Annotated in this window: 12 protein-coding genes; 8 read left to right on the top strand and 4 right to left on the bottom strand. The window is 66.7% G+C overall.

The window, feature by feature from the left end; all coding sequences use genetic code 11:
- Positions 1-27: 27 nt before the first annotated feature.
- The 3 genes from BRAD285_RS23205 to BRAD285_RS23200 all read right to left on the bottom strand — a co-directional run bounded on the left by BRAD285_RS23205 (position 28) and on the right by BRAD285_RS23200 (position 1549).
- The gene (locus tag BRAD285_RS23205; protein WP_035645415.1) at positions 28-918 is read right to left on the bottom strand and encodes a hypothetical protein; all 891 of its coding nucleotides are present in this window, start codon (positions 916-918) and stop codon (positions 28-30) included.
- A gap of 10 nt (positions 919-928) precedes the next feature.
- Positions 929-1057: a hypothetical protein gene (locus tag BRAD285_RS36535; protein ID WP_006610755.1), complete on the bottom strand. Its 129-nt coding sequence runs from the start codon at positions 1055-1057 to the stop codon at positions 929-931.
- A 246-nt stretch (positions 1058-1303) separates the two neighbouring features.
- Positions 1304-1549, bottom strand: a complete 246-nt coding sequence (locus tag BRAD285_RS23200; RefSeq protein WP_006610756.1) for a DUF3551 domain-containing protein — start codon at positions 1547-1549, stop codon at positions 1304-1306.
- 365 nt (positions 1550-1914) lie between these two features.
- Here BRAD285_RS23200 and BRAD285_RS23195 point away from each other — a divergent pair, with 365 nt between their 5' ends.
- The 3 genes from BRAD285_RS23195 (at position 1915) to BRAD285_RS23185 (ending at position 6342) form a co-directional block, all read left to right on the top strand.
- Positions 1915-2952, top strand: a complete 1038-nt coding sequence (locus BRAD285_RS23195) for a YihY/virulence factor BrkB family protein (RefSeq protein ID WP_035645418.1) — start codon at positions 1915-1917, stop codon at positions 2950-2952.
- A gap of 182 nt (positions 2953-3134) precedes the next feature.
- Positions 3135-4655 carry an ATPase domain-containing protein gene (locus BRAD285_RS23190; protein WP_006610758.1) on the top strand — a complete coding sequence of 507 codons (1521 nt, stop codon included), beginning with the start codon at positions 3135-3137 and terminating at the stop codon, positions 4653-4655.
- Positions 4645-6342: a response regulator gene (locus BRAD285_RS23185; RefSeq protein ID WP_006610759.1), complete on the top strand. Its 1698-nt coding sequence runs from the start codon at positions 4645-4647 to the stop codon at positions 6340-6342. Before BRAD285_RS23190 ends, BRAD285_RS23185 begins: the two co-directional genes overlap by 11 nt.
- 31 nt (positions 6343-6373) lie before the next feature.
- Here BRAD285_RS23185 and BRAD285_RS23180 read toward each other — a convergent pair whose 3' ends face one another.
- The gene (locus tag BRAD285_RS23180; RefSeq protein ID WP_035645420.1) at positions 6374-7774 is read right to left on the bottom strand and encodes an amidase; all 1401 of its coding nucleotides are present in this window, start codon (positions 7772-7774) and stop codon (positions 6374-6376) included.
- A 234-nt stretch (positions 7775-8008) separates the two neighbouring features.
- Between BRAD285_RS23180 and BRAD285_RS23175 the strand changes: the two genes are divergently transcribed.
- The 5 genes from BRAD285_RS23175 to BRAD285_RS23155 all read left to right on the top strand — a co-directional run bounded on the left by BRAD285_RS23175 (position 8009) and on the right by BRAD285_RS23155 (position 13022).
- On the top strand, positions 8009-10021 hold the full coding sequence (locus BRAD285_RS23175) for a PAS domain-containing protein (RefSeq protein ID WP_006610761.1): 2013 nt from the start codon (positions 8009-8011) through the stop codon (positions 10019-10021).
- Positions 10022-10129: 108 nt separating this feature from the next.
- Positions 10130-10600, top strand: a complete 471-nt coding sequence (locus tag BRAD285_RS23170) for a DoxX family protein (RefSeq protein WP_006610762.1) — start codon at positions 10130-10132, stop codon at positions 10598-10600.
- 134 nt (positions 10601-10734) lie between these two features.
- Positions 10735-11490: a ZIP family metal transporter gene (locus BRAD285_RS23165; protein ID WP_006610763.1), complete on the top strand. Its 756-nt coding sequence runs from the start codon at positions 10735-10737 to the stop codon at positions 11488-11490.
- A gap of 96 nt (positions 11491-11586) precedes the next feature.
- Positions 11587-12543, top strand: coding sequence for a mechanosensitive ion channel family protein (locus BRAD285_RS23160; protein WP_035645423.1), 957 nt, complete (start codon positions 11587-11589; stop codon positions 12541-12543).
- Positions 12544-12614: 71 nt separating this feature from the next.
- Positions 12615-13022: an EF-hand domain-containing protein gene (locus tag BRAD285_RS23155; RefSeq protein ID WP_006610765.1), complete on the top strand. Its 408-nt coding sequence runs from the start codon at positions 12615-12617 to the stop codon at positions 13020-13022.
- Positions 13023-13273: the final 251 nt, after the last annotated feature.

Below are 13273 nucleotides of genomic sequence, written 5' to 3'. Positions count from 1 at the left end.
GGGCCGTTGCTCTTGCTGATCAGCCGATCACTCCGGCATCGAGACAGGGCGCCGCCACTGGTCGCGCCGCCGGTTGAAGCGGTTGGCGTGCAGCATCCAGCCGCCGACCGGCTTGCCATCACGGTGACGTCCGCCGCTTTCCGCGCCCATCCACGCCGCGACAGCGCCCAGCAGCAGCGCCGTCGCAACCGAGAAAGCGAGGATCGTGGTGCTCGCCCGCGAGCGCGACAAGGCCGTCTTCGCATTGGCGATGGTGCTGTCGACGCGTCGCTCGGCGTCGGGGCCGGTCAGCCCCGTGGTGCCGCTGACGAGCTGCACCAGGTAGTTGCGATCATCCGTGCTGACGCCGTTGTGGCTGGAGGCCGTGAGCAGAATCCGTCCCGCCTCGGCGCGGGCCGGCGCAAGCTCCGGGCTCGGGGCCCGCTTGGGCGCGCGGAACAGATGATCGAGCTCGTAGCTCAGCACCGACGGTTCGCCGGCGGCCGGCTGTGTGCTCGTCGGGCTCGGCCGCGTGGCCGCCGACGCGATCATCGCCGCCAGCACCGTGCCGAGCACCACCGCGAGGGCCCATGCGGCAACGCCATGCAGGCCGTCGCGCTTCTCGGTCTCGTCGCTGTCGGCGGGACCATAGGGCGCGCGCACACGCCCTGCGATGTAGCCGCCGCAGCCGAAGCTGACCAGCGCCTGCAACACGAGATAGAGACCAGAGAGGAGCCACAGCGCGACCGAGGCGTCGCGCCAGGTCGGTGCCGTCGAGCTGACGCCGAGCCCGACCGTCATCGCGAAGCTAATGAGGATCGACGACACGGCAGCGGCGGTGAGGGCGCCCGCAATGACCGGAGTCCATTGCAGCGTCCAGCTATCGGTGGCCACGCGCCCGATGGGCGACGTGGCGACCGGCGCAGTTTCCATGGCCATTGGCGTCGTCTCAGCGCAGGCCGAAGAACGACAGGATGGCCATGATCACCACGATCAAGCCCACCAGATAAATCAGTCCGTCCATGATTTCCTCCTCCGGTTTGAGACGCTCGGCCGTATAAGCGACGGCGAAGCGCAATGTTCCGCGCGTCAATTGGTGTCAGGGCCAATTGACGGCAGAGGAGGACCTGCGTGGCGGTGCAGCATGGAGCTGCCGCTTGAATGAAGGAGCTGTGGTCGCGGGCGTCGGGCGCGTCACTTGGTCGAAACGCGCGAGCCCCAGAAGCATCTGGCAATGGCGGCAGCCAATCAGGCTGCCGCTGACCTCACGTCATGAGTCTGTCCGGCGGCAACCAACGATGTCGCAGGTCGCCGCCCTCGCCCGTCAATAGCGCGGATAGTAGCCGCGCTGGCGTGCATAGGCGTAGGCGGGGTTGATGCCGCAGCCGGCATCGGTGCCCGAGGCGGCAGCCTGGCATTGCTGATAGGTGGCGAACTGGCAATTGCCGGGATAGCCCCACATCCTGCCTTGCAGGCAGAAGCGATCCTGTGCGGCGGAAGCAGGCGAGATCGCGGAAAAGCCGGCGAGCACGGCGGCGGCGGAAAAGGAGGCAAACAGCAGACGGCGCATGTATTTATCCTTGCGTTGAAAACCTCAGTTGCAACGCGAGGCTGCGCAGGCCCGTTCCTCACGCGCAACATTAACTGTTGTGTCGCCGCCGGCGTTTCCCGTTCATGACTAGGCGCGCGATTTGCGGCTCCGGCCTTATCAGACGTCACCTCATCAGAGACCACGTCGCGCGCTGGCGGTATCGGGCTGGGTAGCCCTTTTGATCAGCTCGAAGAGGCCGGAACATTCGCGGACTCGTCATGTTGCTCACCCGTCAACAGCGGATGCTCGCCATGTTCGGTCGATCCAGAAAGTCTGATGCTGCACGTCGGGAGACGGCGTCATGGTTCGGTGCAGGCCGCGCGCGCGGGCCGGGGACTGGAGGCATGCTGGCGCTGCTCGGGCTGGCGTTCCTGATCCAATATTTCGATCAGCGGTCCGAGCAGGTCGGACGCGGCGGCCGTGCGAGCGGGGCGGCGGATGACGGTCGCGGCAGGCTGGCCTCGTCACCCTCCGAGATACCGGCGCGCGGCTGGAAGGATGTCCTGGTCCGCGTCTATGAGAACGTCACCGAACATCGGATCGTCGCGCTCGCCGCGGGCATGACGTTCTACACGCTGCTGGCGATCTTCCCGGCGCTCGCCGCGCTTGTCGCCATCTACGGACTGTTCTCCGACCCGGCCAAGATCACCGGACATCTGGAGCAGTTGCAAGGCCTCATGCCGGGCGGCGCGATCGACATCGCGCGCGATCAGCTCACGCGCGTCTCGGCGAAGGGAAGTCAGGCCCTGGGCGTGACCTTTCTCGTCAGCCTCGCGATCTCGCTGTGGAGTGCGAACGCCGCGATGAAGTCGCTGTTCGATACGCTGAATATCGTCTATCGCGAGCCGGAGACGCGCGGCTTCATCAAGCTCAATGCGATTTCGCTGCTGTTCACGGGAGGGGCAATCCTGTTTGCCCTCCTCGCCATTGGCGCCATCGTCGTCGTCCCGGTCGTCCTGCATTATGTCGGCCTGTCGGATGTAGCCGATCTCCTGCTGCGCATCGGTCGCTGGCCCGCGATCTTCATCTGTGTCTCGCTCGGGCTGGCGCTGATCTATCGCTACGGTCCGGATCGTGAGGAGCCGAAATGGCGCTGGATCAGCTGGGGCAGCGCGCTTGCCGCGGCGCTGTGGCTCGGAGGCTCGGCGCTGTTCTCCTGGTATGCGGCGAACTTCGGCAGCTTCAACGCCACTTACGGCTCGCTCGGCGCAGCGATCGGCTTCATGACCTGGATCTGGATCTCGGCGATCGTCATCCTGATCGGCGGGGAACTCGACGCCGAGCTGGAGCACCAGACGCTGCGCGATACCACCACCGGCCCCGAGAAGCCGCTCGGCACGCGCGGCGCCACCATGGCGGACACGGTCGGACGGTCGGCCTGACCTCGCGGGCGATCGTCCGCGACCCGCTGCCATCTCCCGCAAGACGTCAGAGTCGGGGTTCCCCGGGAACCCAAGGCGGCTGGACCGTGTTCCTTCTCGGCTCGTGTTGCGGTGGCGGGGGTCGAGGCCTGCGCGCGGGCAGACCATTGCCGTTTTCGTCCATATTCACGAGGGAGCTTTGAATGACGGAGGAGCTTGCTGGCGGCGCGCACCGTCGCGAGGATCTGTCCCGCATTTCCACCGGAAGCGATGGTCTCGATGACATCCTCGGCGGCGGCCTGGACCCGAACCGGCTGTATCTCTATGAGGGACGGCCAGGAACGGGGAAGACCACGATCGCGCTCCAGTTCCTTCTCAAGGGCCGGAGCCTCGGCGAGCGCGTGCTCTACATCACCTTGTCCGAGACCAAGCGGGAGCTCGAGGTCGTCGCCGAGCGCCACGGCTGGTCGCTCGAGGGGATCGACGTGTTCGAGCTGGTGCCGCCGGAGACGACGCTCGATCCCGAACGCGAACTCACCGTGTTTCATCCGGCCGAGGTGGAGCTCAGTGAAACCACCGGCCTGATGTTCAAGGAGGTCGAGCGCATCGATCCCACCCGGGTCGTGATCGACAGCCTGTCCGAGCTGCGGCTGCTGGCGCAGAGTCCGCTGCGCTATCGCCGCCAGGTGTTGGCCGTGAAGCACTTCTTCGCCAAGCGCAACTGCACGGTGATTTTGCTCGATGATCTCTCGTCCTCGCAGGACGACCTGCAGCTCCATTCGGTCGCGCATGGCGTCGTCGTGCTCGAGCAGCTTGCGATCGAATATGGTGCCGAGCGCCGGCGGCTGCGTGTCATCAAGATGCGCGGCATGGCCTTTCGCGGCGGCTTCCATGATTTCACCATTGCCCAAGGTGGCTTGCGGATCTTTCCGCGCCTCGTCGCCTCGGAGCATCACCGGTCGTTCCTCGGCGAATTCACCCCGAGCGGCAATGCCCAGCTCGACCAGCTCCTGGGAGGCGGACTCGAACGCGGCACCAATGCACTGATCCTTGGGGCGGCAGGCGTCGGCAAATCGTCGCTGGCGCTGAGCTACGCGATCGCAGCGGCCGCCCGCGGCGAGCACGTGGTGTTCTTCGCCTTCGACGAGGGGCGGGGCACGGTGGAGGCGCGGGCGCGCACGCTCGGCCTGCCGCTGCATCAGCACCTGGAGTCCGGTCTCATCCGCTTTCAGCAGATCGATCCCGCCGAGCTGTCTCCGGGTGAGTTCGGCGCGATTGTGCGCCACAGCGTCGAGCATGACAATGCTCGGGTCATCGTCATCGACAGTCTCAACGGCTATCTCAACGCGATGCCGGACGAGCGCTTTCTCATCCTGCAGATGCATGAGCTCCTGAGCTATCTTGGCCAGCAGGGCGTGCTGACCATCCTGGTGCTCGCACAACACGGTCTGGTCGGACCGATGGATACGCCGCTGGACATGAGCTATCTCAGCGATGCCGTGCTGATGCTGCGCTATTTCGAAGTGGCGGGCACCGTGCGTCGCGCGCTTTCGGTGGTCAAGAAGCGCAGCGGATACCACGAACATACGATCCGGGAGTTTCGCTTGAGCAGCGCCGGCTTGACCCTGGGTCCTCCGCTGGTGGAATTCAGCGGCATTTTCTCGGGCAATCCGCGCTTTGCCGGAGCCGATCTTCCGGAGCTGGGACTGCGAGATGAGCACTGAAGGGGATCAGCGTGTGCTCGTGTTCGCCCCGATCGGACGCGACGGGCCTGCCTCCGCAGAATTGTTTCGCAGCGCGCGCATCGAGACGGCCGTCTGCCCCTCTTTGTCCGACCTCGTCGTGCAGTTGCGTGCGGGTGTCGGCACGGTCGTCGTTGCCGAGGAGGGCCTGTTCGCGACGGATGCTGCACCGCTGAAGGAGTGGGTCGCACGACAACCTCCCTGGTCGGACTTGCCCTTCATCGTACTGACCAGTCACCGGGAGCAGCCGGCCGTCGTCGCCTGGCGGCGCGATCTCGTGACAGCGCTGCGCAACGTCTCGCTGCTCGAGCGACCGATCCAGCCGATCACGCTGCTGAGCGCGGTGCAGTCGGCGATGCGAGCGCGGCGTCGTCAATACGAGATCCGTGCGCTGATCCATGCGCGCGAGCAGGCCGCCCAGGAGCTGGAGCGGCTGGTCGTGGAGCGGACGCGCGCGCTCGCCGAATCCAACGAGCATCTGCGGGTCGAGATGGCCGAGCGCGCGCAGGTCGAGGAGACGCTGCGGCAGGCGCAGAAGATCGAGGCGATCGGCCGGCTGACGGGCGGCGTCGCGCACGACTTCAACAATCTGCTGATGGTGATCTCCGGCGGCCTCGACATGCTCGACCGACAGTCCGATCCGGCGCGGCGGCGGCGCCTGATGGACGGCATGATCCAGGCGGCGCAGCGCGGCGCCAGCCTGACGCGGCAGCTGCTCGCGTTCTCGCGCCGGCAGGAGTTGCGGCCGGAGCCGGTCGACATCGCCCGCCAGATCGGCGGCATGCGCGAGTTGCTCGATCGCAGCCTGCGTGGCGACGTTCATGTGCAGTTCGAGTTTCCCGATGCGCTCTGGCCGGTCGAGGTCGATCCCGGCGAGCTCGAACTCGTGGTGCTCAATCTCGCCGTCAATGCGCGTGACGCGATGCCGACCGGCGGCACGATCCTGGTGCGGGCCGAGAACCTTGCCGATTGGCACGATGACGAAATCACAGGCGACTTTGTCCGTTTGTCGGTGATCGACAGCGGAACCGGCATGTCGGAGGACGTTCGCCTACGCGTGTTCGAGCCGTTCTTCACCACCAAGGATATCGGCAAGGGCTCCGGTCTTGGTCTCGCCCAGGTCTATGGATTCTCCAAGCAGTCCCGCGGCACGGTGCGCATCGAGTCGGAGCTCGGGCGGGGGACCACGATTGCCTTGTATCTTCCGAGGTCCGCGCACGCGGCATCGACGTCTCAGCGCCATCTCGTCGACTTTCATCACGCCAGCGCTCGGCATCGCGATCAGGGGCGAATTCTTCTGGTCGAGGACGACACGGAGGTGGCCGCACTGGTGAGCGAGATGCTGCGCCAGCTCGGCTATGAGGTGACCCATGCCGCCAGTGCTGCGGCCGCGCTCGGCGCGCTGGCCGATGGACGCACGGTCGATCTCGTCTTCTCCGACGTCATGATGCCCGGCGGCATGAACGGCGTCGAGCTCGCGCGCGAGATCCAGAAGCGGCGGGGCGACATGCCGATTCTCCTGACCAGCGGCTATTCGGGGACGGCCGTGCACGCCGCCCGGGAGGCCGGCGTGCGCATTCTGTCGAAGCCGTACGGCGTCGATGAGCTCGCCGCTGCGATCGACGCCGCCAAGACCGAAAGCGTCCCGTCCCGCGCGCGAAGCTCTTGAACCGCATTCGAGAGCTGCGCGCGCGGTCAGCTCAGGACAGCGTCGGCTCAGCCGCCGCAGCGGCGTGCTCGATCACTGCTGCGGCGTCCAGCACGAGGTCCTCGCGGAAGCGCGGCCCCACGATCTGCACGCCGATCGGAATGCCTTCATGCACGCCGGTCGGCACGCTGATTGACGGCAGGCCGAGATAGGCGGTCGCGAACAGGAAGACGTGCGAGCGATACAGGCGATCGACGCTGGCATCGCTCTCGAGATCAATGCCATAGGGCAGGGCCGTCTCCATCGCGACGGGACACAGCACCAGCGGATGATCCTGCATGAACGCCTGCCAGCGCCGCAGATATGTCGCGCGCGCCGACGACGCCTTGATCAGCCCGGGCACGTCGAGCTCCGGCGTGCGGTTCATCATCAGCGCGAAGGCGCGCCGCGCGAGCGCATCGCCGTGCTGCTCGACCTGCGCCGCCAGCGTCACGCGCGATTCCCCTTGCGCGAAATCATTCCATGCCTTCGCCGCCGCAGCGACATCCGGCGGATCGCGCCAGGCCACCTCATAGCCCGAGCGACGCAGAATCTCCGCGGCCTTGCGCACCGCGGCCTCGACCTCCGGCGCGATGCCGACGCCGGCGGGGTCGAGGCAGACGGCGACGCCGGGATGATCGATGCGCGGTCCCTCCAGCGGCATCGCGACATGCCAGGGATCGCGCGGATCGGGCGCGGCCATCGCCGCCAGCGCCAGCCTTGCATCCTCGACATTGCGCGTGATCGCGCCTTGCACCGAGATCAGCTGCAGCGACAATTGCCGCTCTGACGGCGTTGTGCCGTTGAACGCCGGGATGCGGCCGAAAGACGGACGCAGGCCGACGGTGCCGGTGCAGTAAGCGGGATAGCGGATCGAGCCGCCGCCGTCATTGCCATGCGCGATCGCGCACATGCCGGCGGCGGCGGCCACCGCCGCGCCGCCGCTCGAGCCGCCGGGCGTGCGATCCGGCCGCCACGGATTGAGCGTGCGGCCATGCAGCTCATTGTCGGTGAACCAACGCATCGAGAACGCCGGCGTGTTGGTGCGACCGATGATCACGGCGCCGGCCTTGCGCAGATTGGCGACGACGGGGGCGTCGTCCTTGGCGATGTTGTCCTTGAAGGCTGTGACGCCGTTTGTCGTCGGCAAGCCCGCCTGGTCGACATTGATCTTGGTCGTCACCGGCACGCCGTGCAGCGGCCCGAGCGTGGTGCCGGCGGCTACCATGCGGTCGGCCAGATCAGCGGCGGCGAGCGCGTCCTCGGTCTGCACCGAGACCACGGCGTTGAGCTCGGGATTGACCGCGGCGATGCGATCGAGACAGGCCGTCACGGCCTCGCGGCTGGTGATCTTCTTGGTGCGGATGGCGGAAGCGAGTTGCGTGGCCGACCAGCGCCACAGCGGGGTATCCATGCGAAACGAACCTTTGCAATCAAAGCCAAACGCCGTGCGTGTCGCGATGCTGCGCAGACCGCGCGTCACGCCCGACGTCGGCCACCATAGGCGAATCCGCGGCGCGGGCAAAAAATTCTTGTTCCCTTCCTGGGAACTTTGCCCTCACGCCGCCGTTACGTCGATGCGTCCGCTCCTGCCTTGATGCGATGGTGCGCGATGAGGCGGCACTGTCGCTGCCGGCCAGGGGGATGGATGATCAGTCGCGAGTTCGGGCGTACCTTCTGGCGCAATCAAACCTCCGTCGACTACGCGCTTCGGGACCTCGCTGCCGGCCATCTCGAGGATCATGATTTCCGGCTGCTCGCGGACGGCATTCCCACGCTGTGCTGGATCGCCAATGGCGACGGTTACATCGTCTGGTACAATCGCCGCTGGCACGAATACTGCGGCAGCACGCCTGCGCAGATGGAAGGTTGGGGCTGGCAATCGGTGCATGACCCCGCGCAGCTTCCTTCCGTGATGGAGCGCTGGCAGGCCTCGATTGCCACCGGCGAGCCGTTCGAGATGACGTTTCCGCTGCGCGGCGCCGACGGCGTCTTCCGGCCGTTCCTGACCCGCATCCAGCCGATGCGCGATGCCTCGGGACGCATCCGGCGCTGGTTCGGCGTCAACACCGAAGTGTCGGCCCAGATGCAGGCCGAGCAGGCGCTGCGCGACAGTGAGACGCAGGCCCGTGCCGATGCGGAGCGCGTGCAGCTCGCGCTCGCGGCCGGCGCCATCATCGGCACCTGGGTCTGGGACATCCCCGCCAACCGCTTCACCATCGACGACAACTTCGCCGTCAATTTCGGTCTCGATCCGGAGCTCGGCCGCGAAGGCCTCAGCCTGGAGCAGGTCACCATGACCGTGCATCCGGACGATCAGGCCGGGCTTGCTGCGGCGATCCAGGACGCCCTCGCGCGCGGCGGCGACTACGCGCATCAATATCGCGTCCGCCGCCGTGACGGCCGCTATCATTGGATCGAGGCCAACGGCCGCGTCGAGCTGCGCGACGGCGAGCCGCTGCGCTTCCCCGGCGTTCTGCTCGATGTCAACGCGCGCCACGCCGCCGAGTCGGCCCTGCGCGAAGCCGAGGAGCGGCTGCGTCTGGCGACGCAGGTCGCCGAGGTCGGATTCTGGGACTACGACCCCGCGACCGACGTGCTGGTCTGGCCACCGCTCGTCAGGGCGATGTTCGGCGTCGCCGATGACGTGCCGGTCACGATCGCCGATTTCTATGAAGGCCTGCATCCCGAGGATCGCGAGCCGACGACGGCGGCCTTTGCTGCCGCCGCCGATCCCGCTCAGCGGGCGCTCTATGATGTCGAATTCCGCACCATCGGCAGGAACGACGGCGCCATCCGCTGGCTCGCCGCCAAAGGCCGCGGCCTGTTCGATCAGACCGGCCATTGCGTGCGCCTGATCGGCACCGCCATCGACATCACCGCGCGCAAGGAGGCCGAAGCGCGGCTGCGCGATCTCAACGACAGCCTTGAGGTCGCCAATGAGGAGATCAAGCGCTACGCCCATGTCGTGAGCCACGATCTGCGCGCGCCGCTGGTCAACATCATGGGCTTTGCCCAGGAGTTGCAGAGCCAGCGCGACGAGATGTTCGACGCCGGCCGTCTGCCGAAGACCGATCCGCAGCGCCAGCAGGCCGAGCGCGACTTCGACGAGTCTTTGTCCTTCATCCGCGCGGCGACGCAGAAGATGGACGGGCTGATCAACGCCATCCTGAAAGTGTCGCGCCACGGCCAGCAGCCGCTGCACCCCGAGCCGCTCGAGATGGAGGCGCTGGTCAAGAAGCTCGCCGACTCCATCCGTCACCAGACCGAGACGGCCGGCGCCGTGATCACCATCGCGCCGTTGCCGCCGCTGGTGGCCGATCCGCTCGCGGTCGGCCAGATCTTCGGCAACCTGCTCGACAATGCAGTCAAATATCTCGAGCCCGAGCGTCCGGGCCGCATCAAGATCTCGGGCGAGGCGCGCGGCCGCGAGGTGGTCTTTCACGTCGCCGACAACGGCCGGGGCATCCGGCCCGAAGACCAGGCGCGGGTGTTCGAGCTGTTTCAGCGCGTCGGCAAGCGCGACCAGCCGGGCGAGGGCATCGGGCTCGCGCATGTGAAGTCGCTGGTCGGGCGCATGCACGGCAGTATCTCGCTCGTATCCGAGGCTGGCGTTGGCACGACGTTTACCGTGACCTTGCCGCGCGCAGCGGCCAACTAAGCGCGTCTGCAAATCAGTCCTGCGTGGAACGCGGGACGATTTTGATTTGCCGCAACGGCAGCGGCGCTCCTTTCCGGAACATTGGCGTCAACGGAAAGGAGATGAGTCATGTGGCTCACCAAGGACGACTTCCGCATCAAGGCGGAAAATTTTGATTTATCGAATGGCTTGAACATTCTTCGCATCATTTGCGGATTGTTTCTGTTTCCACACGTCGCCGGAAAATTCGCAGCCGGCGCAGTGTCGGCGGCGACCGCCGGCTTCTTCGCCAAGGCCGGCTTCCATCCGCCGGAAGTGTGGGTCGTGATCGCCGCCGCCTCGGAATGCGCCGCCGGCATCGCTCTGGTGCTCGGCATCTGCACCCGCTTCGCCGCCCTCGGCGCCACCGCGCTTCTGCTGTTCGCCGTCTATGCCCTGCAGGTCGTGAAGGGCTTTGGCTGGACCTGGAACACCGGCGGCTATGAGTATCCGGTGTTCTGGGCGATCACCTCCTTCGTGGTCGCGCTGGAGGCCTGGAAGGTGCACCTCGCGCAGGCCAAGCCGCGCGCGGCGGTTGTGCCGGCGGGCGCTGCGGCCTGACCTCGGTCACAGCGAGAACAATCAGAGCCGCCTTCGGGCGGCTCTCGTGTTTTCGGAGGGAGCGGCTGCTTCGGAACGCCTCGCGGTGCGCGCCGTTCTCCTCGCATCATCTGCGTCCATCCGAGGCGGAATCCATGCCGGTCTGGTTGTCCGCGGGCCTCTGGGGCCTGCTCGGCGCATCCTCGCTGCTCGTCGGCGCGGCACTGGCTTACATCGTCAAGCTGCCGCGCTGGGCGACCGCGGGCATCATGTCATTCGGCTGCGGGGTGCTAATCTCGGCCGTCGCCTATGATCTCCTGGAGGACGGCTTTCAGGAAGGCGGCATCTGGCCGATCGTCGGCGGCGCGATCACAGGCTCGATCGCCTATGCATTGGCCGACTGGCTCGTCTCCCGCAACGGCGCGCATCATCGCAAGCAGTCCGGCGACGGCGAGCAGCAGAGCGCCGCGCAAGGCGGCGGCCTCGTCATCGCCATCGGCTCGCTGCTCGATGGCATTCCCGAAAGCATCGTGCTCGGCCTCGGGCTGCTCGCCGGCCAGGGCGTCAGCCTTGCGATGCTGGCGGCGATCTTTCTGTCGAACCTGCCGGAGGGGCTGTCGAGCGCGCTCGGCATGAAGGCGGCTGGGCGCAGCAGGAGCTACATCTTCGGCCTGTGGGCCGCCATCGTCGTGCTCTCGGCGCTGGCCTCCGCGATCGGAGCGGCGGCGTTCGGCGGCGCGCCGCCGCAACTCGTCGCCGCGGTCAACGCCGTCGCCGCCGGCGCGCTGCTGACCATGGTGGTGAACACCATGATCCCCGAGGCCGTGAAAGGCGACCAGAATGTCACCGGCAGCCTCGTCGTGCTCGGATTGCTGGTTGCGTTCTCGCTGTCGAACCTCGGTGCGTCCTGAGCCGTTCCTGGCACAAGCTGCGCGCCGCGTTGGAACGCCCGCTTGCCGGCAGATCTTGTCTTCCGCTCAGACGTGCGAGGAACAGGCCGGAACGACATGGATCTGTTTGGTGTCCCGCTGATCGGCCTCAACGCCGAGAACGGCAAGAAGCTCATTCTGACCGTGGTGCTGGTGCTCGCCGCGCTGTTGCTGCGCCGCATCGCCACGCTTGCGATCTCGTTCTTCCTGCAGCGCCACCATGAGCGCGCCGCGTTCTGGAGCCATCAGGCCGCGAGCTTGACCATCGCCGTTCTGCTGATCCTCAGCATCCTCTCAGTCTGGTTCGACGATCCGGCGCGGCTGACCACGGCGGCGGGGCTGATCACCGCGGGCCTTGCGTTTGCGCTCCAGAAGGTGATCACCTCGATTGCCGGCTATCTCGTGATCCTGCGCGGCCGCACCTTCTCGGTCGGCGACCGCATCACCATGGGCGGCGTGCGTGGCGACGTCATCGCGCTCGGCTTCATCCAGACCACCATCATGGAGATGGGCGAGCCGCCCGACGTGCAGTCGGCGGAGCCCGCGGTGTGGGTGCGCAGCCGCCAGTTCACAGGCCGCATCGTCACCGTCACCAATGACAAGATCTTCGACGAGCCGATCTACAACTACACGCGCGACTTTCCCTTCATCTGGGAGGAGATCCGCATCCCCATCGGCTACAGGGCCGATCGGGCCAAGGCCGAGCAGATCCTGCTCGCGGCGGCGGAACGGCATGCGGCCACGCAGGCGCGTCTCGGCGCCGAGGCGCTGGCGCAGATGCATGCGCGTTATTTCGTCCGCAGCGCCGAGGTCGATCCCGTGGTCTTCATTCGCCTGACGGACAATTGGATCGAGCTGACCTTGCGCTTCCTGGCCGATGCCTTGTCGGTGCGCCGCCTCAAGGACGCCATCAGCCGTGAGATCCTGGCCGAGTTCGAAGCCAGCGGGATCGACATCGCCTCGTCGACCTTCGAGATCGTCGGCCTGCCGCCGGTGACGCTCGTGCGGGGCGCCTCCGACGGCATGAAAACGTGAAGGGCGGCGATAGGATCGATCGCGGCCAGGCAGGATTGTCGCGCCGTGATGACGCATTCGAGGAGGCTTCCATGCGCCGACCGATCTTGGGACTTACGATCTCCGCTTTGTTGCTCGCCGGCGGCGTGGCCGCAGCGCTGGCGCAGAGGCAGACGACGCCCTCGCCGGATCAGCAGACGACACCTTCGATGACCCCGGGCGGCGGCTCGCCCATGGGCGGAATGATGGGTGGAATGATGGGCAGCGGCATGATGGGGCAGATGCCGGGCATGATGGGGCGAGGCACGATGGGCGGGCGCGCCATGGCGCCGGCCATGATGCGCATGGTGTTCGCGCTGGTCGATACCGACAGCGACGGCACCATCTCGCTGCAGGAATTCCAGGCGGCGCATGAGCGCATCTTCAAGGCGATGGACAGCAACAAGGACGGCAAGCTGACGCCGGAGGAGATGCAGGCCTTCATGCACGGGCCGCGCTGAGCGGCCCGCGCGGCCGCACCGCCAGGCTTCGGGGGCCAAGGTCGATCGGTTCCTCCGACCGATCGCCGTCGCGTTTAACGACCGGGTTCCATCCAGTTCAGAACTCCGCAGGCGGCGCACTTGAACATGCGCTCCGCGTCGCCCGTGCGCGGGTTCAAGATGCTCAGCAGAGGCCCCGCGGGCTGACCGCATTTCCGGCATGGCGGCGGATCGGCCCGATTGCCGCTGAAAAGGCTATTGTTCGTCTTTGA

The organism is Bradyrhizobium sp. ORS 285 (assembly GCF_900176205.1).
GTDB lineage: Bacteria > Pseudomonadota > Alphaproteobacteria > Rhizobiales > Xanthobacteraceae > Bradyrhizobium.
This window is presented reverse-complemented; position numbering and strand designations above follow the sequence as displayed.